Annotated in this window: 18 protein-coding genes and 1 pseudogene; 12 read left to right on the plus strand and 7 right to left on the minus strand. The window is 47.4% G+C overall.

The window, feature by feature from the left end; all coding sequences use genetic code 11:
* Window positions 1-251: 251 nt before the first annotated feature.
* Genes J9880_RS04775 through J9880_RS04785 form a run of 3 tightly spaced genes read left to right on the plus strand, consistent with a single transcriptional unit; the run spans window position 252 to window position 2,632 of the window.
* A complete protein-coding gene (locus J9880_RS04775; RefSeq protein ID WP_229920920.1) occupies window positions 252-836 on the plus strand; it encodes a YfiR family protein in 585 nt (194 codons plus the stop codon).
* A gap of 2 nt (window positions 837-838) precedes the next feature.
* Window positions 839-2,119, plus strand: coding sequence for a diguanylate cyclase domain-containing protein (locus J9880_RS04780; RefSeq protein ID WP_119822477.1), 1,281 nt, complete (start codon window positions 839-841; stop codon window positions 2,117-2,119).
* A gap of 15 nt (window positions 2,120-2,134) precedes the next feature.
* Window positions 2,135-2,632, plus strand: coding sequence for an OmpA family protein (locus J9880_RS04785; protein ID WP_232770150.1), 498 nt, complete (start codon window positions 2,135-2,137; stop codon window positions 2,630-2,632).
* Between the two features lies 1 nt (window position 2,633).
* Here J9880_RS04785 and J9880_RS04790 read toward each other — a convergent pair whose 3' ends face one another.
* Window positions 2,634-3,506: a LysR family transcriptional regulator gene (locus tag J9880_RS04790; protein ID WP_095924543.1), complete on the minus strand. Its 873-nt coding sequence runs from the start codon at window positions 3,504-3,506 to the stop codon at window positions 2,634-2,636.
* A 102-nt stretch (window positions 3,507-3,608) separates the two neighbouring features.
* Here J9880_RS04790 and budA point away from each other — a divergent pair, with 102 nt between their 5' ends.
* Both budA and alsS read left to right on the plus strand, forming a co-directional pair.
* A complete protein-coding gene (gene budA, locus J9880_RS04795; protein ID WP_232770151.1) occupies window positions 3,609-4,391 on the plus strand; it encodes an acetolactate decarboxylase in 783 nt (260 codons plus the stop codon).
* Between the two features lie 27 nt (window positions 4,392-4,418).
* Window positions 4,419-6,095: an acetolactate synthase AlsS gene (alsS, locus tag J9880_RS04800; protein ID WP_095925271.1), complete on the plus strand. Its 1,677-nt coding sequence runs from the start codon at window positions 4,419-4,421 to the stop codon at window positions 6,093-6,095.
* Window positions 6,096-6,123: 28 nt separating this feature from the next.
* Here alsS and J9880_RS04805 read toward each other — a convergent pair whose 3' ends face one another.
* Complete coding sequence (locus J9880_RS04805; protein WP_232770152.1) at window positions 6,124-6,960, minus strand: HNH endonuclease; 837 nt, start codon at window positions 6,958-6,960, stop codon at window positions 6,124-6,126.
* 469 nt (window positions 6,961-7,429) lie between these two features.
* Here J9880_RS04805 and J9880_RS04810 point away from each other — a divergent pair, with 469 nt between their 5' ends.
* Window positions 7,430-7,651 carry a hypothetical protein gene (locus J9880_RS04810; RefSeq protein WP_095924539.1) on the plus strand — a complete coding sequence of 74 codons (222 nt, stop codon included), beginning with the start codon at window positions 7,430-7,432 and terminating at the stop codon, window positions 7,649-7,651.
* A gap of 66 nt (window positions 7,652-7,717) precedes the next feature.
* Here the strand turns inward: J9880_RS04810 and J9880_RS04815 are convergent, their stop codons facing one another.
* The gene (locus tag J9880_RS04815) at window positions 7,718-8,854 is read right to left on the minus strand and encodes a porin (protein WP_095924538.1); all 1,137 of its coding nucleotides are present in this window, start codon (window positions 8,852-8,854) and stop codon (window positions 7,718-7,720) included.
* Window positions 8,855-9,484: 630 nt separating this feature from the next.
* Here J9880_RS04815 and J9880_RS04820 point away from each other — a divergent pair.
* Window positions 9,485-9,820, plus strand: a complete 336-nt coding sequence (locus J9880_RS04820) for a hypothetical protein (RefSeq protein WP_232770153.1) — start codon at window positions 9,485-9,487, stop codon at window positions 9,818-9,820.
* Here the strand turns inward: J9880_RS04820 and J9880_RS04825 are convergent.
* Window positions 9,798-9,914, minus strand: a pseudogene (locus tag J9880_RS04825) (alpha/beta hydrolase); the annotation flags it as partial. The gene J9880_RS04820 and the pseudogene J9880_RS04825 overlap by 23 nt on opposite strands.
* A 456-nt stretch (window positions 9,915-10,370) precedes the next feature.
* Here J9880_RS04825 and J9880_RS04830 point away from each other — a divergent pair.
* The 3 genes from J9880_RS04830 to J9880_RS04840 all read left to right on the plus strand — a co-directional run bounded on the left by J9880_RS04830 (window position 10,371) and on the right by J9880_RS04840 (window position 13,029).
* Window positions 10,371-11,333: a glycosyltransferase gene (locus tag J9880_RS04830; RefSeq protein ID WP_232770154.1), complete on the plus strand. Its 963-nt coding sequence runs from the start codon at window positions 10,371-10,373 to the stop codon at window positions 11,331-11,333.
* A 406-nt stretch (window positions 11,334-11,739) separates the two neighbouring features.
* Entirely contained in the window at window positions 11,740-12,060 is a 321-nt protein-coding gene (locus J9880_RS04835; protein WP_095924513.1) for a hypothetical protein, read from the plus strand.
* 96 nt (window positions 12,061-12,156) lie between these two features.
* A complete protein-coding gene (locus J9880_RS04840; RefSeq protein ID WP_232770155.1) occupies window positions 12,157-13,029 on the plus strand; it encodes an IS4 family transposase in 873 nt (290 codons plus the stop codon).
* Window positions 13,030-13,117: 88 nt separating this feature from the next.
* Here the strand turns inward: J9880_RS04840 and J9880_RS04845 are convergent, their stop codons facing one another.
* A complete protein-coding gene (locus tag J9880_RS04845) occupies window positions 13,118-16,636 on the minus strand; it encodes an AAA domain-containing protein (protein ID WP_232770156.1) in 3,519 nt (1,172 codons plus the stop codon).
* A gap of 371 nt (window positions 16,637-17,007) precedes the next feature.
* Between J9880_RS04845 and J9880_RS04850 the strand changes: the two genes are divergently transcribed.
* Together J9880_RS04850 and J9880_RS04855 are read left to right on the plus strand one after the other, a co-directional pair.
* Window positions 17,008-19,005, plus strand: a complete 1,998-nt coding sequence (locus J9880_RS04850) for a DEAD/DEAH box helicase family protein (RefSeq protein ID WP_232770157.1) — start codon at window positions 17,008-17,010, stop codon at window positions 19,003-19,005.
* 47 nt (window positions 19,006-19,052) lie between these two features.
* Window positions 19,053-20,915: a DEAD/DEAH box helicase family protein gene (locus tag J9880_RS04855; RefSeq protein WP_232770158.1), complete on the plus strand. Its 1,863-nt coding sequence runs from the start codon at window positions 19,053-19,055 to the stop codon at window positions 20,913-20,915.
* 174 nt (window positions 20,916-21,089) lie between these two features.
* Here J9880_RS04855 and pglZ read toward each other — a convergent pair whose 3' ends face one another.
* Together pglZ and J9880_RS04865 are read right to left on the minus strand one after the other, a co-directional pair.
* Window positions 21,090-23,138 (minus strand): BREX-1 system phosphatase PglZ type B, encoded by a 2,049-nt coding sequence (gene pglZ / locus J9880_RS04860; RefSeq protein ID WP_232770159.1) that lies wholly within the window; start codon window positions 23,136-23,138, stop codon window positions 21,090-21,092.
* Window positions 23,122-24,813, minus strand: coding sequence for a DUF262 domain-containing protein (locus tag J9880_RS04865; protein WP_232770160.1), 1,692 nt, complete (start codon window positions 24,811-24,813; stop codon window positions 23,122-23,124). The genes pglZ and J9880_RS04865 overlap by 17 nt, the downstream gene beginning before the upstream one ends.
* Window position 24,814: the final 1 nt, after the last annotated feature.

Raw genomic sequence — 24,814 nt, forward strand, 5'->3', positions numbered from 1 at the left:
ACCAGCAATGTGTATTATTTATCGTCGGCACGCTTAAAACAGTACTGTTTAAAAAGCATTCAATTGTCATCCTGAATCCATTAGCGATCCTTCAGGATGCGCAGTTTTCCTGACTTGTGTAAAAAAATCGGCACAGCGCGGCAGAAGTAACGGGGCAAAAAACTTTTTATTGACGCTTTCAGAAGTATTGCCGATAAAGTTATTCTTATTCCGGAGAAACACTTTTAACGGAAGAAACACAGAGCGACTCAATGGGAAAAGCCCGATCACCTTTTTGCCCGTCAGTAAAAAATCTTATCCGCCGTTTAGTGAAGGCGGCGTACGGTTTTGCGCTGCTGATGTTGCTGCTGGTCGCCCCGCTGACGCAGGGCATCGCGGAAACCGGTGATGCCCCGACCAACGCCGCTGTCGCGCAGACCGTTAACGGCATCCTCAGCTATTCACGCTGGCCGGGCGGTACCGCGTCCCAGGCGCTGACACTTTGTATTATCCCGCCGGTGAAATACGCCGCGCAGCTCACACCCGATGGCAGTGCCTTCACCGGCCGGCCGCTTAAAGTCCTGACGCTTCCTTTCGACAGCCCGCTGCTGACGCAGTGTGATGCCCTTTATTCCGGCAGCACGACGGCGGAACAGCAGAACGATTTGCATCAGCGTCTGGAAGGCCACGCCATTTTAACCATCGGTGAGCAGGATGATGCCTGTGCATTACTGAACGCTTTTTGTCTGGTGATCACACCCGTTCATACCGGATTCAAACTGAATCTGGACACGCTGTCACGCAGCGGGGTGCGGGTGAATCCCGCCGTATTACAACTTGCCAGGGAAAAGGAGTGACCATGGAAAATAAAATTCCTGTTCCTGACACAGAGCCGCCACGCCAGCGCCCGACGCTGAGTGCCGCGCTGAACAGAATCCATGTGATTGTGATTTTGACCGCCATTGGTCTGGCCGGGTTTTTACTGACCCTGCTGGCGCTGATCGCCCTTCGCTCTCACGCGGAAAGTAATCTGCAACTGACGGCGCGCGCCATCAGTTACACCACCGAAGCCGCGCTGGTGTTTAACGACCCCGCCGCCGCCCATGATTCGCTGGAATTCATCGCCAGAAGAGGGGATTTCACTCAGGCCAAAATTTTGACGCCTGCCGGTGCGACCTTTACGGAATGGTCGCGCCCGGTGAACAGCAACTGGGATAAACTCGGCCAGTTCGTCGGACACCTTGCCTTCCCGGAGCCGATCACCCTGCCGGTGAACCATTCCGGATCGCTTATTGGCACCGTGTGGCTGGCGGGTAATGGCGGCAGCCTGATCGGCTTCCTGCTGGAAACCGTGCTCAGTCTGCTGGGCTGTCTGGTGCTGACCGCGCTGGTCGCGCTGTATTTTTCCCGCCGGATGCAAAAAGGCATTGTCGATGCCCTCGGCCACATTACCCGCGTCACGCACGACGTCAGCGCCAACCGTTCGTTTAATTTGCGCGTACCTTCCGCGCCGATTGTCGAACTGCACACGCTGAGTCAGGACTTCAACAGCCTGCTGACCGAGCTGGAAGCCTGGGAAAACCACATGCGTAATGAGAACGTCTCGCTGACTCAAAAAGCATTGCATGATGGATTGACCGGACTGCATAATCGCGCGTTTTTCATTGATACGCTCAATCAATGCTTCAACCCGATGCGCCCGGCACTTTCACTGGCGCTGCTGTTTATTGATGTCGATAACTTCAAAGAGATCAACGACTCGCTGGGCCATGCTGCCGGTGACCGCGTGCTGATGGTGATTGGCGAACGGCTGGCGAAAACGCTGCGCAAAGGTGATGTGCTGGCCCGTCTGGGTGGCGATGAGTTTGCGATCCTGCTTGAGCCGATGAATTCCACCGCCGAAGCGGTCGCCTTTGCCGAACGCATTGTTGAGATCATGAAAACACCCGTCATCCTGCTCAATAACAAGACGCTGGATGTGTCTCTCAGTATCGGTATCGCGCTCTCGCCTTCTCAGGCCAGCAACGCGAAAGAGTTACTGGATAAGGCCGATGAGGCCATGTACCGCTCGAAAAAAATTTCCGGCAGTTGCTGGCACGTCTCTTCAGGCATGCCGCTTCCTGTCGTGATGAAAGACTAAAAGGAATTAATGACCATGAATACCTGCAACACGTTCAAGACCTGGTGTCAGTTCGCCGCTATGGGGCTGTGCATTCTGCTGCTGGCCGCCTGTCAGACCAAACCGGCGGGATTAACCCCGGAGCAGATCGCGGTGCTGCAACAAAACGGCTTCTCGCAGACTGACGCAGGCTGGGAACTGGGGCTGGATGCCAAAGTGTTGTTTGGCAACAATCAGGCGACGTTGTCGGCAGAGAGTCAGCAGTCAGTGGAAAAACTGGCCGGTGAACTGCTGCATGTCGGCCTGAATAAAGTCAACCTCGACGGCCATACCGACAACTACGGCGACGCCGGTTACAACCGGGATCTGTCGCTGCGCCGCGCCGATACGGTCGCCGCCGCGTTTGCTGAGGCCGGCATGCCGCGCGCCAATATCCATACCCGTGGATTAGGTCAGAACCAGCCGGTGGCCAGCAATAAAACCCAGGCCGGACGCGCCCAGAACCGCCGGGTGTCTGTGATTATTGTGGTGTAAGTTACAACAATCCCACCAGATGCAGCGCCGCCTTGCAGTTATCCGTTCTGCGCCAGGCCAGCGCGATTTGCGTCGTTAACGTCTGCCCCGCAAGGGGCAGACAACGCACATGGGTTTCATCGATTTTACTCAGCGACGCAGGCACCAGCGCGTAACCAAATCCTGTCGCCACCATACTCAGCGCCGAGGTAATTTGCGGGCACTGCTGCCCGTAGCGCGGGGAAAATCCGGCCTCCGCACAGGCTTGTGTCACGGCATCATAAAGCCCCGGCGATAAATCGCGGGGAAAGGTGATCAGCGTATCGTGGCGCAACGCCGCCAGCCGGACGTCTTTCCCCTGACTGAGCGGATGTTTCTTCGGCAACGCCACCATCATTTCTTCGATATCCAGCACCTTGTAACTGAACTCTTTACTGCGCTCACAAGGCAGACGGATAAACGCCGCGTCGAGCGCGCCCTCGCTCATTGCCGTCATCAGCCCCGCCATGTCCTTTTCCTGTGGCTCCAGCACCATGCCCGGATACTTGTCGCGAAAGCGGTGCAGCAACGCAAACACCTGCGGATTAAACGCCGTCGAGGTCGCAAAGCCGATACGCAGCGTGCCGTTCATGCCGCGGGCCACGGCACGCGTTCTTTCCAGGGCGGTATCGGTCAGTTTGATGATGGTTCGTGCGTCGTCGTACAGCACTTTTCCGGCTTCGGTCAGCTCAACGCCGCGCGTCAGACGTTTGAGTAAAGGGGTGCCGACTTCGTGTTCGAGCCGCTGGATTTGCTGACTCAGGGGAGGCTGGGAGATCCCCAGTTGTTCGGCAGCACGGGTGAAGTGGCCCGTCTCTGCTACCGCGACAAAATAGCGCAGATGACGAAGTTCCATATCAAAAACGTCTCAAAGTGAACACCTCCTCATATTGGAACTCCGGGCAGAATGGCGTCAACCTTTAGTTAGCAAAGTTAACTATTCGAACGGAGTTCCTGCATGAAAAGCCATTCTGAGTCCTGCTCCTGCGTCGCCGATATTGCCCGCACGGCGACCGCGTTTAAACATCAGCACCCTGACCGCGTGCTTTACCAGTCGTCACTGATGAGCGCCCTGCTGAGCGGCGTCTACGAAGGCGATACCACGATGGCGGACCTGCTGGAACACGGCGATTTTGGTCTCGGCACCTTTAACCATCTCGACGGCGAACTGATCGCCTTCAACAGCAATATCTTTCAGCTGCGCGGCGACGGCAGCGCCCGCCGTGCAACACCGGAACAAAAAACGCCGTTCGCCGTCATGACATTCTTTAACCCGACGAATGAATACGTGATTGACCGGCCGCACAGCCGCGGGCAAATCCACGCGGTGATCGACACCGCCGTCGCCAGCCAGAACACCTTCTGCGCGCTGCGCATTGATGGCGAGTTCAGCCGCGTCGAGACCCGTACCGTGCCGGAACAGCACCGTCCGTATAAACCGATGCAGGAGGCCATTGAGGCGCAGCCGACCTTTCATATCGAACACAGCCACGGCGTGCTGATTGGTTTCCTGACCCCCGCGTATATGCAGGGCATCAACGTGGCGGGTTATCACGAACACTTTATCAATCAGCAACGCAGCAGCGGCGGCCATGTACTGGATTATCAGGTTGAGCGCGGCGTGCTGACCTTCGGCACGGTCGAAAAGCTGTTGATCGACTTCCCGCAGGACAGTGATTTCCTGCACGCCAATTTAAGTCCTGATGATTTAAATGATGCGATTCAGTCAGTTGAAAGTTAACAGACCGCAGACAGAAGGATGAAAACCATGAAAAATTCAGACAGCCAACGTGAATGGACATGCGGTGCGGATCTGGTCGTCGCGCAGCTTGAAGCCCAGGGCGTCAGACATGTATTCGGCATTCCCGGCGCCAAAATAGACCGCGTGTTTGATTCGCTGGTGGATTCCCACATCAAAACGATACCGGTGCGCCACGAAGCCAACGCCGCCTTTATGGCCGGTGCCGTGGGCCGCCTGACCGGCAAAGCAGGTGTCGCGCTGGTCACGTCCGGCCCCGGCTGTTCGAACCTGATCACCGGCGTCGCCACCGCGACATCTGAAGGCGATCCGCTGGTCGCGCTCGGCGGGGCAGTAAAACGCGCCGACCACGTAAAACAGGTGCACCAGACCATGGACACCGTCGCGATGTTCCGCCCGGTCACCAAGTATTCCGCCGAAGTCACCTCGCCTTCTGCGCTGGCCGAAGTGCTGGCGAACGGCTTTCGCGCCGCCGAGTTCGGCCGTCCCGGCGCGGCCTTTATCAGCCTGCCGATGGATATCGTCAACGAACCGGCCAGCGGTAAATTACTCACCTCGCCACCGCCGGTACTGGGCAGCGCGCCGCACGACACGATATTGCAGGTCGCGCAGTTACTGAAACAGGCCAAAAATCCGGTGCTGCTGCTCGGCCTGATGGCCAGCCAGCCGCGCAACGCCGAAGCCATCCGCCGCCTGCTGCACAAAAGCGATCTGCCGGTCACCAGCACCTATCAGGCGGCAGGCGTTATCGATCAGGCGTCTTTCCACCGCTTTGCCGGTCGCGTCGGTCTGTTCAACAATCAGGCCGGTGACCGCCTGCTGCGCAACGCGGATCTGGTGATCACCATCGGTTACAGCCCGGTCGAGTATGAACCGGCGCAATGGAGTAACGGCAGCGCCGAACTGGTGCACATCGACGTGATGCCCGCCGAGACCGACAGCGACTACCTGCCGGACGTCGAGCTGGTGGGCGACATCGCCGACACTCTGGATTTGCTGACGGAGCAGATCCCGCAGCGCATCGACCTGAGCGCCTCCGCCATCGCGATCCTCGAAGATCGCCGCCAGCAACGTGAACTGCTGGATCAGAAAGGCCGCAGCCTGCATCAGTTTGCGATCCACCCGCTGCGTCTGGTGCGCGCGATGCAGGACATCGTCAACAGCGACGTGACGCTGTGCGTCGATATGGGCAGTTTTCACATCTGGATCGCCCGTTACCTTTACAGCTTCCGCGCCCGTCAGGTGCTGATTTCTAACGGTCAGCAAACCATGGGCGTCGCGCTGCCGTGGGCGATCGGTGCCGCGCTGGTCGATCCCGGTCGCAAAGTGGTTTCGGTATCCGGCGACGGCGGTTTTATGCAATCAAGCATGGAACTGGAAACCGCCGTGCGTCTGGGCGTCAACCTGCTGCACATCATCTGGGTCGATGAGGCCTACAATATGGTGGCAATCCAGGAACAGAAAAAATACCAGCGCACCTCCGGCATCCAGTTCGGCCCGATTGATTTCAAAGCCTACGCCGACGCCTTCGGTGCCAAAGGTTTTGCCGTCACCTCCGCCGAAACACTCGAAAGCACCCTGCGCGCCGCCATGGACGTACAAGGCCCCGCCGTCGTCGCCGTCCCGGTGGATTACAGCGATAACGCGTTATTGATGGGACAGCTGGAGATGGGGCGGATTTTTTAGGGGGGATATACTAAAGGTTAAAACGCCCTTATAAGGGCGTTTTCTTACTCGTGGCAATCATAACTTTCAGTTCATCAATCGAGAGCGTACGGTCTTTTTTGCGATGTATAACCCCATGGCAGTTAGCACAGACGGGAACAAGATCAGTATTAGGATCGACAATTTTCGATCCGCCAAACTCAGATACCGGAACAACGTGATGAATATGAATAAAGTTTTTTGCATATTCACCGTAAAAGTCACCAAAGTTAAAACCACAGGCAAAACAGGTTGTGCCATGAATAATTTTAGCGAGTTTCTTTAGCTTCTGATCTCTTTCATAAGTGGTGACATATTTGGAAGACTTCTTTCCTTCCAGATAAGAAACCAGAGATTCTTCATCCGATTCATTTTCAATATGCACAACTTCGTTTTTTATATCACTGATGATGTGGCGTGGTTCAGTGATCGCAGCGGCTACAGCTATGTCAGCAAAGACTTCTGCTGAAATCAGGCGGATACTTGAACGCCAGTAGTTAGATTTCTTACTTTCAGGGATTTGTTCATAATAATCATCCCCCTTTCGAGCAAGAACCGCTTGATCAAATTTCTGAAAGTCAGTCAGGATAGCATTGAGGTTACCTGCATCATCAGGCTCTATCCTGCTTATCCTTCCAACACCGAAGTAATGTGGAGCGTCCGATAAACGTTGGGAAGAATACTGCTTATTCTCAGACTTTAATTTCCCTTTGTAATAAACAAACCGCATCCCAGGACTTACTGACTTTTGGTATTGCTTCGGAAAATGATAAAGCTTGCCTGTTTCATCGTCCCAAGGAGAAACATCATTCTCCGTAAGCACAACGCACATTTCCTTGTCGGTCATCTACTGATACCTGTTAAGTGAATCAATAGGTTGGAAGTATAATGTGTTCTTAATCGCTTACAACTCATGTATTTAATTTTTGAATAGATTGACCACTTTTTCTCTCAAAAGACTCCGTAAATAACGTATTTGCACGTTCAGTTTTATGCTCTTTCCCAAGACATCTCGCAAAAACGAAAACTGCTTAAAAATTCCACTTACTGTACAAATCCCCAAGTATTAGACTTCCCTCGCTGCGGCAAAATCCGCAGTCAGAATTAGCGTTCTGTCATTTTCTGGTACCTACAACTCTATGAAAATAGAGCCTATGTGGTACGGTCTGCTCTCACCCCAATTATGGTGGCTCAGACAGTGGCTTCTCACGAAGCACCGGATCCAGAAAACCGGTAACGCTAACGCTGTTTGAGCTACCACCACGAGGTTAGCGTCTCCAGTGGTAGCAAACCCACTATTTTCTGGAGTACTTAACATGCCTAATCTTTACGACAATACCCCGCTGGAACTGGAAGAGATCGTCGATCACTGCCGTGCGTTGTCTTATGCCATTGTGTCGCTGGATAATCCGCAGGCGAAAGATCTGCTGAGCTATATTCTGTGCGAACGGCTGGACGTGCTGTATCAGTCGCTGGAAATGCCATTCAGCGATGATGATGTCGTGGATATAGAAGTGGCGGAACCTCTGACGCACTAAGCGGATTTGCAGACATAAAAAAGCCAGCGCAGATGCGCTGGCCTGAGGATCCACGAGGCGTGTGAATTAGAAATCGTAGAAGACGGTCACCCAGGTGGCGTCTGCTTCGTCGTCGGTGGTGTGCGCTAAGGTGCGTTCCACGTAAACGGACAGGCCGTAACCGATGGTGGTACCCGCGCCCAGATAGACGTGGTTCGCGTGGTATTCTTCGCCGCCTTTCAGTTGCAGGGAATCGGCTGCAACGTATGGCTGGATAGATTTCAGGAACGGTTTGTCGATATTAAAGGTATAACCGACGAACCCTTCCACACCGTAACCGCTGCCTGCGAAGTAGTGTTCGACAGGATTTTCACGGGTGCTTGGCACGAAATCTTTGTAATAGCTGCCGGTACCGACGATGTACCAGTTATTTGGCTGCCAGGTTAATGCTGTACCGGACAACTGCTGATGATAATCTTTTTCGTTATATTGATTATCTTTAACAGTGGCGTCGGTCAGGCTGTAAGCCGCACTCCAGACTAAATCTTTGGTGAGTTTATAATCGAAGCCCAAACCACCACCGTTATTACGACGATAATGCTGCCCTTCACCCGCCTGAATTTCATCTTCCGGCAACAGGTAGTTGGCGTATAACGTCACAGGACCAAAGTCATTGGTATATTTCAGGCTGCTTTTCGGCTTATTCGCGCCATCATAGCTGCCGTTAATACCAATACCGGTACCGCCCGCATGACCATCGTTATCCCATACGTCACTTTTAATCCCGACGACGGAATAATAAATACCGTACTGGTGACCGTAGGTTAATGTCCCGTAGCGGTCGTCCTTAAAGCCCGCATATAACTGACGCTGCGTATCACGCTGACCCCCTTCCGGATAATGATCATTCATACCCAGCAGGTTCGCCATGTCCACACCCAGCTCGTAGTAAGCGATGATGGAGGTGTCTTGCGTCAGTTTATAATCACCACGGAAACGGAAACGGGTGCCGCCATCGTGACCATTTTTATAATAGCCAGGCTCCGGGCCGTTATTGAAAATCCACTCAGGACGGATACTCCCGCCTACCTGCAAACTCAGCGGTGCCAGCAAAGAATTACTCTGAGGATTTTTATCTAAAACAGTAATCTCGGCTTGCGCGCTGGCTGATAACGCCGACAGCACGACGCCGCCAATTAACATTGACGCTTTTAAATTGCTCATTATTACCCTGTCTTTATTATTTATGTGATGTGTGTGCGGTCTTGCGCCGCGTATAAATAATTAACATAGGTATGACGGGGGACAAAGTGAAAAATCAGAAAGTTCCCTATAAGAGAAAAATATATTTAGGATGATTATTAGACAAAGAGATTTTTAAATGTAACTCACGGAAACGGATTGTGTATTATTGCGCAAATAATTATCAACCTGCCGGGTAATTAATCTATTGTCAATCATCAGGGCGTTCACATTGAAATATTTAATAACAATTGTCTCTGCAAAATAGCATCAATAAGTAAATCATGCCAGCGTGATAATTACATCACGTGACAACCACTGCGTTTCATTAGTTATAATTTGAGTTAATTTCAATTCGTCAGAATAATATCTGGCAAACACTGTTATTAATTAACCAAATTCATTTTTTATCTCATGAATACTGTTCTGGTGGGTAATATCGCCGATCGCCAGTGAGAAATTTGCGAGACATCTTCCAGATCTGACAACAAACCACTGTAAATAAACACAGGCTATTTCTTTGATTCACGAACAGGCATAGAGTTTTCTCCGCAGCGGCAATCACCCCGCCAGTACCGGGGGCCTCGACTCACTGACAATGGAATGACTTGTATGACTGATTCAGATAACAACACCGCGTTTACCACCAACTCCATCACCGTCTTTCGCTCGCTTATGGCCGGGCTGGATTTCAGTCAATTAGAAGAGGCGCAGTTGTACGATCTGAATGCGCTGGCTTCAGAGTCGGCCGATGGCTTGTGTCAGGGGTTGTTGTGCTTAAGCGAAGGGCTGGAGAACAGCGAGATAGTACCCCCGGAAGGCATTGCGCAGGTGAGTGCTTATCTGAAAGCCTCCGCTCACCTGCTGCCTGTACTTTTTGAATTAAGCGAGCAGGCAAACTGCGGGCTAGCCAAAACCAAAAAATTTACGTTGTATCCGATGAACTGACCCTGGCGGCGATATCCCGCATCAGATTTCGTGCTGTCAGGTTGATCCCGCCAGGCTGAAAGAAACCGTGGATGACGCCAGGATAGCGCTGTGCCGGGTAAAATATCCTCTCTCATCGGATATATCGCTGACACTATATCCGCGATATATCCGGCCCGGCTCTTTACGACATTGTGGCGATGGGATGAAGGAAGACCCGCAGCTCGTCGATCGGTAATAACGATCAGTTCTTAGTTATTGATCTATCAAAACGATTATCTTTTACCCGCGTAATCTGGTTATCCTTGGCTTTCCTTGACGCGGGATAAGGTGCTTATATTACGTACGGCTGTTGATGCAGTCGGGGCTTATTTCGTCCTGAAAACAACATTTGCATAATGCCGTTCCTGAGAGATGACATATGAAAAGGTGTACCCGATGTAATAAGAAAAGACATTTCATCGATCGGCTATTTTCTCAGGATAAAGAACTTTGTGATGATTGCTTATATGACATTCAGATCGAAATACGAGAGAAAAGAGAAGTCCCCGTCAAAAGGCATAACAATTAAATGACGCTCGCTCAGGAAAAACAATTTCAGATGATCGATGTCAGTATCATCATCCCTGTCTATAATGCGGCTGATACCCTCGCCGGATTAATCGCTAAGATCCTCAGTGAAACCCGTATCAATATTGAACTTATTATCGTCAATGACGGCTCCGTTGATGGAACCGGCAGCATTGTCCGGGATATCCGCGACAGCAGAATTATCCTTATTGAGCAGAACAATCAGGGGGTCTACGCGGCACGGAATACTGCATTAGATATTCATCGCGGCGAATGGGTAATATTTCTCGACGCTGACGATGATGTCGAAGACGGATTCATTTTTGAACGCTGGCAGACCGCCGTAAAAACCCAGGCTGACGTGGCGATTTTCAATGCCTGGCGTACGGACTCAGGATCATTCAGGGCACCGGTACATACCCGGCAACCTTACGGACAAACCTTATCCGGCCATGAATGGATACGCCACTGCGTGACGCACCGCGAATGGCCGCATTACCTGTGGCTGCAGATCATCAGATCGTCTTATCTCAGGCAACATGCCCTCTCCTTCCAGGCTGGCAAGAGCCACAAAGATATCCTCTGGACCATACATCTTGCGGTTAGCAACGGGCGTTTCAGTCTGTCGGATACGAAAGATTACACCTATAAGGTGAATGCCGATTCCATCACGCACCGGCGCGATTATTATGATGTCAGGGCGCAAAGCTATATTGAGGTGATTGCCGACATCATCCGTCTGGCAAAGCTGGAGAAAAACAAAAATATCAGCCTGTTTTTATACCGGCATGCGCTGGTGGAGGCGCGGCATTTTCTGGGATTGTACAGGAATAATGTATGCGATACTTCCGGGGTAAAAATCCATTTCAGGACTGAGATATCGCTACTCAGATTATTTAAAGGAATAAGTAATACGAGTGATTTATTTTTCTTTGTGAAGCTAAGCTGGAAGCTCCTGACATAACATCAGTGAGGCTTCCCCATTATTCATTAGCCTGCATGTAATCACTCAGAACTTTCACACCCATCATGAATTATCCTAATTACTGCCTCTCTGGCATTTGATTATGAAACACTTTTGCGTGACATAACCTGCTTTAATGCGTCGTCAGCTTGTGCTATTTTCCTTCCCTCGGGGAAGGATTTTCTGAAAAAATTCATGCGGTTTGAATAACGTGTATTCTTGCTTTAAACAATATGATGGAGGGTTGGCTAAATGTGGGGTTTACTGCTAAAGATTTTCTCTTTCTTTATGAGCCTTTGGAATGGACTCAGCGATGAACAAAAAGACAGAATAATCACTTTGATAATTGATGCTTTCGAACCGGTGTTTAGGTCATTTTTCCAAGAAAAAAAGCAGGAGAATAAAAATGGTTAAGCTAAAAGATATCCTTCTCCGCCAGAATTCACCCGGTGTGAAATTATTGTCCTCGACCAACATGAAAAATGTTACTGGAACAATTGCAACCACCTTGAGAACAAGCCTAATGGCAAGTTCAATCATCCCTAACTTAAGTACGGATGAAAAAACAAAATTCTCAAATCAAGCCGCTGAGTTAGTTACGCAGGATGAATTTTTGGATGAGCTAGAGGCAAAAATAGGTGATCCAAAAGTTAATGAAAGTGAAGATGAATTTGTTAGTCGAGCAAAAGAGAAAATGAGAGAGCTTTTAAAATCAAAGCTTAAATAATAGGGGCTCCCGCCTAATGCCGATCGTTTAAGGATCAGTCGACCGATCCGGTGGCTCGTGTAAAAAGGGTTCATGCTCAACATGGACCCTTTTTAAATGGAACTTTCACAAGCTCTCGGTATTATCAATCTCACTGCCCCCGATGAAGTTCAAAGCCTCGCTGACCTCCTGTCTCCTGACCTCATTCAGCAAGCTTTCTCTCTCACTGACACCGTCACCTTGCGCAAGCGTAAACTCCCCCTCGAGTCCATGGTCTGGCTGGTTATCGGCATGGCCATATTCAACAATAAGCCTATGAGTCATATCGTTAATCTGATGGATATTGTTGACCGAACCGGACGCTCATTCACCGCACCCAGCTCCGTTATTGCCCGCAGAAAAACGTTAGGCGAAGATGCCATCCGGGTTCTGTTTGATATCCCTCAGCAACACTGGCATGCAGAGGCAAAACATCCTCTCTGGCACGGACTGACACTCAACGCCGTCGATAGCGTAGTCTGGCATACGCAGGACACGCCTGAAAATGCAGAGGCCTTCGGTAAGGCTTCGAACCAGCACGGTGAACGCGGAGATCCTCAGGTCCGCATGGTATGCCTGATGGAACTGAGCAGCCACCTGTTGCGGGCCAGTGTGATGGGCAGTTATGACGTTAACGAGATGCGCCTGGCGGCACAGCTGGCAGACAGCGCACCGGATAACAGTATTACGCTGTTTGATAAAGGTTTTTACTCTTTAGGGCTGCTGCATGATTGGCATAATGCGGGCGAAAATCGCCACTGGCTGAACAGCGTGATCCGGCAGGCGATAAAGAAGCGCAAAGTGTTCCCGACGGACGACTCAGTGCGGAAAGTGATTTATCTGGCGATCAGGGATGCATCAAAAAAATGGAGTATGCCGATCCAGAACTGGCGGCTGGCGATGAGCCGTTTTATTATCGAGTTCGGTGACCGCCTGAGCGATCACCTTTAAGACGATGGCAGTTACACAGAATTATTTACAGGGTCCCATGGGCAAGAAAATTGACCGGTAACTAAAACCAAGATGTCAGCACAACATGTTACAACTGACGCTGCTCCAGACTGGTATATATCGTCTGAATTTCACCTTTTAAGCCTGCTCCACGGTACACCATCGAGGTATCGTACCGTTGATACTTATTTTCTCTCGCAGCACTGAACCAGTTAAACGATCCCACGCACAATAGCCCTTCATCCCCAATCACAATTTTACTGTGAACTCGATTAACCAGCTTCGTAGTGATGCCCATCTCGGTTAACTTATCCACTGCATCGTTAAGACACTGCTGCTTTTCTTTGCGCTTTTCATAATTAGTGTGTTCGGTATTAAAATTTCTGTCCGTTACTACAGTAATATCAATGCCGCGCGAGCTCGCCTGAATCATCGACGCCAGAAAGCCTGTTTGTTCCAGCTTTTGCCAGGTCAACCAAGGGGAGACAATAGTAATGTTCTTACCGATGGTGCCAAAGGCTTGGTTCAGAAACGCATCATGCTGCTCCACGCCGTGTAGGGTTGAGATCTGCGTTTGTGCTGCGCTTAAGTCTTTGCGCTCCTGAAACTCAAATTGCAATGCATTGCTGGTGGAAGCAAACAGGTATTTTGCCAGCAGTCCACGTGGAGAAGAGCCAGGCTGGATCTCAAACAGGTCCATATCACCAAAGACCAAGAAGCTATCTTTTGCGCGGGAAACAGCGACGTTCAACATGCTGTTCTCGCGGTCGATGAAACCACCATCCTCATGTTTAGAATAGACTGAGGAGAAGAGCACGATCGCTCTTTCTGCCCCCTGCAACGAGTGCACTGTACCAACCGTTAGCGAATCCTCATCACCGCTACAGTTAATGTCGAGCTTGCGTAACGCTGCTTTGATGGCGTTGACCTGCGCTGAAAATGGCGTCACCACCCCAACAACTTTATGTAGCGGCTTGTCGTAATGACGCTCGATTTCTTCTTTGTGAGCAGTGAGCCAGGCCGCTATTGTTTCTGCCTCAAATACGTTAAAGCGGCTCCCACTGTTTGCCTGCATGCCCTTGCCATCAATATGTAAATAGCCCATCGCAGGAAAAAGCGTCCCATTTTCGGTTCCCCGCTTTGGTTGTAACTTGCCGTGATAGCACAGAGTATTGCAGTAGCCGATAATCTTATCGAAGCAGCGACGGTGTTCGTACAGATACATCCCACGGACTAAATCCGGATCGTAGTGATAGCGAGAATTAAACTGGGCAATCTTCATTACGCTGCCCGATGCTGCACTTTTCCCTGAATCACACACCAGTGCATAGGCATCCATGAGCTCTTCCTGGGTACCGCCAGGGAGAATGTTCTCCTCCACCATATTCCCAATATCAATGCTAGGCAAACTGTTCCAGATTGGCGCAATCTGCTCCGTATCGCCAATCACTAGCGCTTTCTTCGCTAGTGCGAAGGAGGCAGCTGCCACTTCCGGGAGTACCTGCCCCGCTTCATCGACTATCAACAGATCGGCAAGATTATAAAAATAGCTTTTATCAAATGGCTTGCCCTTCCCTGCAAATTCACTGGTTTTCATATGGTGAGGTAGCATGTAGCAGGTCATCACGACACAAGGAGTGAGCTTCATCCTGCGCTGCCAGCGGGCCTTAACAGTTTTAGCACCGTTGCGGTCTTTTTCTTTTTGAAGATTATCAATCGCCGCCATATCCATCAGCCAGCGACCTTCCCAGTAGTGAGTCGCCAACAGGAATGCTGGGAAGCGGATCTTCATATCGGCAAGCTCATCAGCTCCAGCCAGACTCAGCTCTTCTTCGCTCGTATGCCCTAGTGACTGGGTCAGTTCATGCCAATATCGGGTAGCCTCACTTTCGCGTCGGGAAACGTCTTGGGCAAGATCGATTTGCTGCTGATATCTGTTCTGTTCTGTTTGCGCTAGGGCAATGATGTCGTCGATATACGCGTCGATACCTTCAGGTACGGTACCCTGGAACGCGGCCATTCTTGTGCCAAACGTCTCGTCCAGGAAGAGATTAATCTGGTAGTGGCGCTTAGTACGGACTGCGGGAATCAAGGAGAAGATCGCATACACAATCGACTCACCCGAACGATATTGCTGCCATTGTTTTTTGCCTTGGTTCAAAAATGCGATTTCATTCGTGCTATCGAGCAATGACGTACTTTTGTTCTGAATATATTGGTCGAGATCTTCGCTAATAGCATTACGCTCCTGGCGAATAAGATTCAGGCATTCCCATGCGGTCTCGATGTCATTTAGCTGCGCGGACTGCTTGGTTAAACACTCATGCAAAAGATCCACGACGCGTTCGGAAGAACTGCATTCCTCAAACGGAAACGCCGCCCTTGCCTTCTCCAGATAGAATGCCTGTGCCTCTTCAACATATTCCAGAGATTCAACACGGTTAAAAAAATCATCCGTTTGGTATTTTTTCGCTGCGTCAGCCTTACGGCCAGAAGACGGGAAGTAAGCGCCATAGCTTTTTAGCTCAGGCAGCCAGCGCCCGGACATAGCTCCGGTGCCAGTGGAAAAATCCTTACCGAAGGCCTCGATAATGTTGGTCACAGCCTGATTATTGGTTGAGGTGGCAATCACCACCAGCGGCTCGGTTTTATTGAGGGCTGCTCTTGCCCATTCAGTAGCAATAATAGAGAGAACCAGAGTGGTTTTCCCGGTTCCCGGCGGGCCATTCACTGCGAGGATATCGCCAGATTGCTGGGTGAGATAATGGCTTAGGGCGTCTCGCTGCGCCATTGCCAAAGGGAATTCATCCCCGGAATGCCCGAGACGCTCGCAAAACATGGCATTGGCAGTAAGGCGAGATTCTACAGATGGCATTTCAGTCGAAGCAAAGCGCGTTAGTAATGGAACCTTTTTTTTGCACGTCAGCAGATGGTCGTACAGAGGAAGGATATGAATGCTAGCCCCGCCTGGCTGGCTCGCCTTGATAACATAACCATGCCCAGCCCGTTCATATTGCTCGTGAGTGGAAATCCATTTTTCAGCCACGTTTATCAGCAGATCGTTGGAATCTGTAAGAAACTTTTGCCACTGCCGCAGATGCTTTGCATAACGTTCAGCGCGCTGTTCGTCATTTTCCTCAAGGCGTTGCTGTTCATCTTCCTCACTGAAGGTGATCGAATTATGCGTAGTTTTATAATTGTCATATTCCATCAACTCACCAATAGAAAAGGTGCCTTTAGGAAGCGGCTCAAGTAGATCACGAGGAATGGTGGTTTCCCCAGTGGGGAATAAAAATCCTTCACGGTTCAGGAGAGCAGAAGTCACTAACGGGGTGACGATACCCGGCGCTCCGGCCGTCCGCTCTTTACCATGCTCTATCAGGCGGATCCAGGCTTGTGGGCGTAGCATCACTTCAACGGTTTTAACCGTATCGATTTCCCCCTCAAAAAACGAACAAACGATTTCCTCATTCAATCGTCCCGTAGTGATATCCATCCACTGGATGAATGCATCCGTATCTCTGCGCTCAAATGCCCCTTTGCCAGACTCGGCATCTGCTAAGGAATTGCGCCAGTATGAAGTGAATCCCTGAGTGTTGTGGTCCATTACCCATCCTGTAACTGAGATAAAATTATTGATTTCGTTGATATAAAATTCTCATGGTTAAACATTGTCCACGATGCGAGGGTGATCGCAATAGTTTGTTTGTGCTGGGAAAAGGACTGTAACATTAAAGTCAGAGTCAGCCTCATTTTGAGGAAGCAGTGTCAATCAACGGTGCAGCTGGTCATTGTCAATATAGGAACAACGACAGCTAACTTCGGGCTACATTGCTTTGGTTTTGCTCGTTGTTCTTAGTAACACTGGTAAGATATAAATAATGGTCTTATTAATAAGTTTCGCGGATTGATTGATCAGAACAAAAGGTTATAATTCATTCAATTACAAACAATTTTCATAGACGTCAGGAATTAACTTTGATTGAGAAAGCAAATAAACTTCGCCATCTTGTAGATGAAGTCCTCAAAAGCAATAGCCTTCATTCTCATCAAGTTAATGCTGCGACCAAAACATTTGAAGCGCTCTCTGGCAATGTCAGAGCCGTTGTTACAGCAGCAGAAATGCAAGCGGGTAAATCTGGGATTGCCTTAGCACTATGCTGTCTTCAAAGGCTGAGTTTGAACGATCAGGATATATGTGACCGTAAGCAACTTAAAGACACGCTTTACCTAGTAACCATGCCAGATACTGCTTTGAAAGGACAAGCAGAGCAAGATCTCAAACAGGCCAAAAACGTTGTTGTAAGTAACTTTGTCAATTTTGAAAAAGCACTAGAAACAGAATTTAAAGGTAATCCACCTAAGCTTATTATTATTGACGAATGCCATTATGGCTCGAATGTATCTGCCGTTCGTTACAGCAAAATATTTGACTACTTAGAACAAGAGAACGACAAGTGCAAAGTTGTATTTATTTCAGCTACGCCATTTGGGGCTTTGTATGGCGCAGACACTGAATATCAGGTTGCAATTGACTTGCAACAAGAAGCTGAAGAAACCAATGACATTCAATTGCTGCAGGAAGCACGAGATGTTGCAAATAATGCGCTCAAGGACTCGATTCTAAGACGTGACTTCAATACCCGCTTAGTGTTCCATAAAACCAGTGATGAATACTACGGTGTCCGAGAAATGCTCAGAAATGGAAAAATTATAGGGTTAGAAGACAATTCTAAAAATTTCTTATACCCATCTCAAGAACGAGATTCTTTCATTGAACAATTTCTAGCTCATCAAGAGATGGGATGGTCACTGGTGCGCGTTCCTGCGGGCTTAGCTATGGAAGCAAAACAGTTCCTAATTTCTAAAGGCATCGACGAACACTCAATCTATATACTCGGTAATTCACTAAGCGGTGTTCCTGAAGACGAACATTGCAGTATCGAGCGATTTAAAAAAGAATTCGATGATGCATTACTGTTTGAAGATAAATTGATAGCCATCACTGTTGCAGGAGCCAGGGCAGGAATTAATTTTGGCGCAATGATGAAAAACAATCTCATTTCAACATGGGACAGCACTGTTGCCAGTGTAGCGGCTGTTGTACAGGCTAATATTGGCCGGGCCTGTGGTTATCATGGTAATAATTCTTCCATGCACTACACCAATTTAAACGCAGCAGAGGCTTATGGCGCGATCCTCAGTCACCTGGAACAAACTTGCTCTGACTATGCAGCATCAGACTTTGACGGAATAAGGGAGTTCTTCGAAGACGTCTGTCAGGAATACAATGTAAATGGGTTGGATGTTGGTCTTACAATTAAGTATAAACGTCGCCGCCCTATTGGTGATGTAGAGACCTACAAAACCGATAGTTATATTGCTGTTCCGGCCAAATTACTTCAAGAAAGCACCGATTTTAGCCACTACACTAAAGATAAAATCCTTCTACAGGCAATTGAACTCATACGCTACGAATTCACGGCTAAAGGTGCGCCTAGTGTCAAAGGCAATCGAGCTATGCGGGGCAAAAAGAAGAACTGGATCAAAGCACATTGGGTTAATGGAGATAGCTTCAATAATCCCGAAAAAGCACAAGCAGATGGTACGCAAAAGATTAAAACCAAGCTCTATACTCAATTGCTCGACAATGGTGAATTCCTTGAGTTTAACCGAGTAGTAGCCCCAGGTTCAGGCGAACTGTCTGAAAACAAATTGGTTACCGCTACGATTTTTAGTATCTACAACATTTCCCGAAGAAATGTTAAAAAAATAATAATGACAACTGAAGACGTCTGGGATATGTGCGATCATTTTGGTATTGAACGTGATGATACTCTGATCGTGCTCTACAAACGCGGTGAATATGATATTGAACGCTCAAATGCTAAGAAACAGCACAATGAGCTACCTGAAAAGTCTGGGGAGTTAAGTAATGAATCCCATTTCTCCGATAAAACAGATGTTACTTACTAGTTCATGGGGCCTCGAAGCCCCTTTTGTCAACTAGCATCAAGCCCAATATGAATATCGAAAATAAACATCGCCTATATGTCAAAGAAATACTTGAAGCTCAAACATTTGAGCATCAACGAATAGCAGCAAATAAAACCTTCTCTAAATTATTATCAGGCTCTCGTGCAGTAGTTTTGGCTGCTGAAATGCAATCTGGTAAATCAGGTATTGCTCTCGCCCTTGCTGGACTGCAGCGACTTTCACTTTCAGATGAGTTGATTGGCAATCGGAAGTTACTAAAGGACACGTTATATCTTTTAACGATGAGCGATATTAGTTTGCAAGAGCAAGCCAAACGGGACCTGTCACCCTGTAAAAATGTCGTCGTGAGTAATTTTATAAATTTCGATGTCACCATAGAAACTGATTTCAGACACCAAAATCCCAAACTCATTATTATCGATGAATGTCACTATGGTTCCAGTAGTGACAGTATACGCTACGATAAAATCTTCAACTATTTAGAGTTTGAAAATCAAGATTGTAAGGTTGTCTTCGTCTCAGCAACCCCCTTCAGCGCACTTTACGCAGCTGGAGGAGGTTCGATACTTCGCCATAATTTCAATACTTCTCTGGTATTCCATAAAACCAGTGCTGAATACCATGGTATTCGCCAAATGCACAGCCATAACCAAATAATAAAACTTGACCAAGAATACAGGGATTTTTGTCAAGACTCTCTGTTACGGAATCGATTTATCCGACAGTTTAAGGACTACGATGGTGCAGGGTGGTCATTAATCCGTGTTCCGAGCAGCCAAGCTAACCTCACCAGGCAAATTCTACTCGACAATGGCATAGAGGCTGAACATATCTATATCATCGGCCAGAAGCTCGTCGGGATTGATGATCGTGAATTATGCTCTATCGATGACTTCAGACGTGAATTTGAAACTGCAACATTATTTGATGAAAAACTAATTGCGATTACAGTTGCTGGATTTAGGGCCGGAGTAAACTTTGGCCAAGAAATGAAAAATGCAGTAATCAATACTTGGGATAGTACTATTGCCAACATTGCAGCTGTTGTTCAGGCGAATATAGGCCGGTCTTGTGGTTATCATCAAAACACAAGGGCTAAACACTACACTAATCTAGATGCCATTCGCGCTTATAGTGAACTACTTGATCACCTCGAATCTCAGGATGACACCAAGGAATTCGAAGGGCTCCAGCAGGTCTTTGAGCAAATATGTTCTCGTTACGACATAAGAGGTTTTGACAGGGGAACTAGTGTTGCACCGGTACCAGAACTCAAGGTGACAACAAAAATTGATGATAGTACTACTTACTTAACGCAAGGATATATTTCTGTGCCTGGTAAGTTAAGTGATCCGAATTTTGATTTTTCAACTTATACAGAAGATAACGAGTTATTAGATGCGATAGAAATCATCCGCAAAGAACTTCTAAGCGAAGAAGGGCCCTATCGGAAAAAAGGACGAGCTCTTAGAGGTGATCATCAAAACTGGGTAAAGGCTCAGTGGGTTAATGGTGCCACATATGATGATGGCACTCCAAGCTGTGCAAAATCACGTGCCCTTTCTTTCGCATCGCGATTAGATAAAGGTGAAGATGTCGAATTCAACCATATTGTAAAACCTGGTGGCGGCGAAAAAACTGAAGATAAACGAGTTATGGCAAGTATCTTTAGCATTTATAACCTTTCGGGTCAGATGGATGCATTTAAACGCGCTATGGATATTGATGATATGGCAGAAATCTGTGATGCTTTAAATACAGAGTATGATGACACACTGATTTTACTGTATAAGCGAGGCTCATTTTCTCAAATATTATCGGATGAAAAATCTATAATTTCAGAAAATATTGAAAAGACAAACATCCGCCATAAAAGTGTTTTTCGATAAAAATTTATAATTTTTAGGTGTTTTCTTCCAAGTATTAAAGCTCTTCGCTACAGTATCTACCTTAACTAAGCTGAAACAGTTATAAGGCAGATACTGCAGGTATGTCCTGAGGGGCCTCTAGGTAATTAATGCCTTTTGGCCGCAGATTTATTAATAACTAGTTTCCTATCAATACTAACCCTGCTTTCTTAGATCTATTACTGGTGTTAAGCACTCTTGTAGTGATATGCCACCATGATTGTAATAATCACCCGAAACATAACCTGAAATTCCAGGGGCCATCGCAACAGATACATTGGAATTCCAGAACCAAGGAACCACTAAACCATCGTACTGCACATTGTCTTTTAAAATAGCGCAGCGGCGCTGACGGTTCTTACCTAGTGATTTATTGAGTTCCCCTTTTGGCAAACCATTAGGAACCCATAACCAACCATGGTCAGTAACGATTTTTATACGCTTCCAACCAGCATCAAACAAACCACATACTCGAGCTACAACATCCCCAAGAACCTTATCGATATATTGGGGCATTTGGCGCTGGTGATCGTGACCTAGATGGTCCAAGTCACCTGTTTGTACCCAAGCATAACCGCCTAGTGGTTCACCGGTTTCAAGTCCATCCAAAAATTGCCAGCCTTTTTCTTCCAACAATTTTTTCAAATAATGGCTGCTAAATGACGACTGGCTGTCGGCTAAAACAGGAATAAAATCATCATTAGTATCATTACCCGTCAGCATATCAGCTAATGGCGTTACGGCAGCCTTGGCCGTTGCAGTAAGGGAAGGTAATGCAGCCCAACGCGATGTTAAATGGCTCTCAATACCGCAATTGAACAGTTTCTCTTCCAGCATTTTAGCTGTATCAAACCGCAAACCATCTACAAAAAATACAACCTGGCTACCAACTGTATATTGAGCTGTATTTTCCTTAACCTGATTATCACCAGGGTACCCAAACTGGGCTACTAATTGCTGAAAGTTTAATGCCGTTTTTTCGAGCCATGGCGTGTAAACAACACCAAGCACATTTGCAATCAGCTCTTGCTGGTGGATATCTTTCGCTTTGGACATTGCACTTAACACTGCAGCATCCGCTTGCCAAAATTGTTCTTTAAAATGGTCGGCCATCGATTCTGGTGTACTACCGGAAAAATTGATTTCCGTGTGCTCAAGCACCATCATCATATCTTCCAACACGCTTAGCCAAGGTGACAGCTCCAAACGATGCCATATCCATGTCTTACGTTCTTTCTGAGTTAGCCAAAGATCACTGAAAACTGCTTTTAGCTCTTGACGCCCTTGTCCCTCAATCCTATGAAAAGCGGATTCTATCGACTGCTCATCTTCCAGGTTTTTGGACAAATAGTTTTCTGGAAATAGCACAACTAAGTCGGCTGGCTGAATAGCTTTGAGTTGATTCACCAGTAATGGCAAATTATTAGCTGTTTCCTCAAATCGGTGCCATATACCTTTCCATTGGCCTTCAGCCTGGCATATCATTTGTAAAGCTTGAATCACCCCTTCCTTGTTTGGAATAAAGCCATATTGCATCTGGCATGAATTTGCAAAAATATCCCAGCGACTCCCCTGCCATAGTTTTTCTTTCTCTTGAGGATTATTCAGCCAACCTAAGATATCTCGTGCCATATCATCAAGAACAATAGAGTAGAAATCCTCTGCTTCAAGTTTTTTACCTTGCAGACTAACAACAGGCGTCTCTAAGAGATCTGGCAGTACCTGCAAAATAGCTTCATGCGTCTTCTTGTCTTTCGCAAGATCCAACTCGAGGCCAGCTTTAGGGTTTGTAAGGAACGAACCCACAGACCAATCACGGCCCGCGGAATTATAAGCCCACCAGCAGCCGCGATACTGCAATTCTGCTAAGGGTTTAAGAAACTCAGGGCATTGTTCAATTGCTCGTAAATCTTTACGACTGACACCAGGCAGATAGATAATCGGTGTTTTTCCTTCAGGTAAAACACATTCCTCAAGCACACCAGCAATAGCGCATTTCACCCATATTGCCGGGCCAGTGCGAAGATCAGGATTATAATCACCAAGTTCAATTAATTCAGGCAGCTGCTGCTTGATGTAGGGCATTGCTGACTGCCACTGCCTATCAATATCCGTCCACAAAATGGCAGCAGGTGGGACCTGAACACTTTTGTTAAAGGCAGCGGAGCAACGAAGCTGATCGATCAATTTATTGATTACTAACATATAGTTTCCAGTTCGATTTACACAACTCAATCAAATCATGTTGTCGACTTTCTAGTACAGAAGGCATCCATTCACCCGTATTTAATACCTGCGTAGTCAATACGTACGACGACACACCATTTTGTCCCGCAAAGTATGCCATTTTTTTACGTTCAAAATCGAAGTTTGAGGCTTGTGAATTTCTTCTTTGAGTTAGTGGCACGAGATTAGCAAGACGATGGGTCCACTCTTTTCGTTGTGCAACATTTGGCCAATTTATATCCCACTGATCACCTTCTTCCACAGTCTGTGGCAAAACATGCTCAATTGTCAGAAGAGAATGTTCGTATTTAGCAGCCCCGTCAGACAAAAATGAATCAATTCTCAAGATAAGATAATTACGTCGGCGGGCAGTCAAGTAATAAACATCACCATCGATTTGGTTAATAAAATCTGTTGTTTCTTCTTGTGATAAATCTACTGAGCTAATCTCTGTAGAACTTGCATTCTCAAGTTCAATTAACACTTTTGCATAACGATCAATGCGTTCATTAATGTTTGCAGCACAAATATGAAGTTTCGCGGCTAAACGCTCTAGCCGGAACATAAAACCCATCACAGCTGAGCTATCAGAACCAAATTTAGCTAAATATTGAATAGCTACCGGCAACCAATCTGAATTGTCAATGCGGTTTAGCCAATGCAACAATTGGTTAATGTCTCCAGCATTTGACGATGACAAATAACGAGCATCTCGAGCAACCAAGTAGGCATCAGCGTAAGGAGCTATGACTTCATTGATCAACACTTCAGGATCATGAATTTTTGATTGAACATGCTCTCGAAATTCTTCCAACAACACGCGTTTTGCTTTGGTCTTGGCATAAATCATTCGGATATAAGTAAGAAGACCATTCAATCCTTCTCTTCCTGTATCTACCTCAATTTCTTCCCATTTATCATTAAAAGCATCACGTTTCGACTCAGTAATTTTACCAATCGCATCAGCTTTAATTAGATCCGAAGGCAAAAGATCCATACCGCGATTATTCAAAACCGAAAATACACGAAAAGCAGACTGCTGACTTGGTGAGGTCACAGCAACCAAAAAACACCGGGTCATCAAAAAAATACCAAAATTTATCAAAGCGTCACTATCGACAAATGCCTGCTGCAATTTAGTTTGCAAGAGCAAGGCATTTTTCTGAATATTAATTTGTGACTCATTACCCAATGTTGCCGAATCAATATAGGCTAACTCAGAAAATTTTAATGATTGAACAGTTGAAGCAAAAAATTCACGATCGCGTTGACGCAGAGCTAAGCGCGGTTTCGCAGGTATCCCTTGCAATTTTTTTCCAGGCTCTTGAATATAAGCGAAACATTCAGCTTTAGCGCCTTCATCATCAATTAAATTAGTTAACGCAGCGATTAAAATTGTCAGTGTGGTTAGCCGCTGCTGCCCATCTATTACCTGAGCATGAGGTCTACTTTCTTGTTTAATTAATACAATGCTTCCAAGAAAATAACTTTCTTCTTTTTCATAGCGGTAAAAATCATTTAGATCATCAAACAACTCACCCGCTTGCTCTGTCGTCCAGGCATACGGACGCTGATAGGGAGGGATCTCATAATCAAAATCAGAGCTGAATATTTTTGAAAGGGCATATTCTGCCCCCGTAATATTTTTTGACATT

It is taken from the genome of Rahnella victoriana, assembly GCF_021276285.1.
Taxonomy (GTDB): domain Bacteria; phylum Pseudomonadota; class Gammaproteobacteria; order Enterobacterales; family Enterobacteriaceae; genus Rahnella; species Rahnella victoriana.

Bases quoted from the DNA above. Each gene is read 5' to 3' on its own strand.
- J9880_RS04845 (WP_232770156.1), bottom strand. From the start codon at position 16,636: ATGGACCACAACACTCAGGGATTCACTTCATACTGGCGCAATTCCTTA.
- J9880_RS04805 (WP_232770152.1), bottom strand. From the start codon at position 6,960: ATGACCGACAAGGAAATGTGCGTTGTGCTTACGGAGAATGATGTTTCT.
- J9880_RS04815 (WP_095924538.1), bottom strand. From the start codon at position 8,854: ATGAGCAATTTAAAAGCGTCAATGTTAATTGGCGGCGTCGTGCTGTCG.
- J9880_RS04790 (WP_095924543.1), bottom strand. From the start codon at position 3,506: ATGGAACTTCGTCATCTGCGCTATTTTGTCGCGGTAGCAGAGACGGGC.
- J9880_RS04855 (WP_232770158.1), top strand. From the start codon at position 19,053: ATGAATATCGAAAATAAACATCGCCTATATGTCAAAGAAATACTTGAA.
- J9880_RS04820 (WP_232770153.1), top strand. From the start codon at position 9,485: ATGACTGATTCAGATAACAACACCGCGTTTACCACCAACTCCATCACC.
- J9880_RS04780 (WP_119822477.1), top strand. From the start codon at position 839: ATGGAAAATAAAATTCCTGTTCCTGACACAGAGCCGCCACGCCAGCGC.
- J9880_RS04830 (WP_232770154.1), top strand. From the start codon at position 10,371: ATGACGCTCGCTCAGGAAAAACAATTTCAGATGATCGATGTCAGTATC.
- budA (WP_232770151.1), top strand. From the start codon at position 3,609: ATGAAAAGCCATTCTGAGTCCTGCTCCTGCGTCGCCGATATTGCCCGC.
- alsS (WP_095925271.1), top strand. From the start codon at position 4,419: ATGAAAAATTCAGACAGCCAACGTGAATGGACATGCGGTGCGGATCTG.
- J9880_RS04840 (WP_232770155.1), top strand. From the start codon at position 12,157: ATGGAACTTTCACAAGCTCTCGGTATTATCAATCTCACTGCCCCCGAT.
- J9880_RS04865 (WP_232770160.1), bottom strand. From the start codon at position 24,813: ATGTCAAAAAATATTACGGGGGCAGAATATGCCCTTTCAAAAATATTC.
- J9880_RS04785 (WP_232770150.1), top strand. From the start codon at position 2,135: ATGAATACCTGCAACACGTTCAAGACCTGGTGTCAGTTCGCCGCTATG.
- J9880_RS04775 (WP_229920920.1), top strand. From the start codon at position 252: ATGGGAAAAGCCCGATCACCTTTTTGCCCGTCAGTAAAAAATCTTATC.
- J9880_RS04810 (WP_095924539.1), top strand. From the start codon at position 7,430: ATGCCTAATCTTTACGACAATACCCCGCTGGAACTGGAAGAGATCGTC.
- J9880_RS04835 (WP_095924513.1), top strand. From the start codon at position 11,740: ATGGTTAAGCTAAAAGATATCCTTCTCCGCCAGAATTCACCCGGTGTG.
- pglZ (WP_232770159.1), bottom strand. From the start codon at position 23,138: ATGTTAGTAATCAATAAATTGATCGATCAGCTTCGTTGCTCCGCTGCC.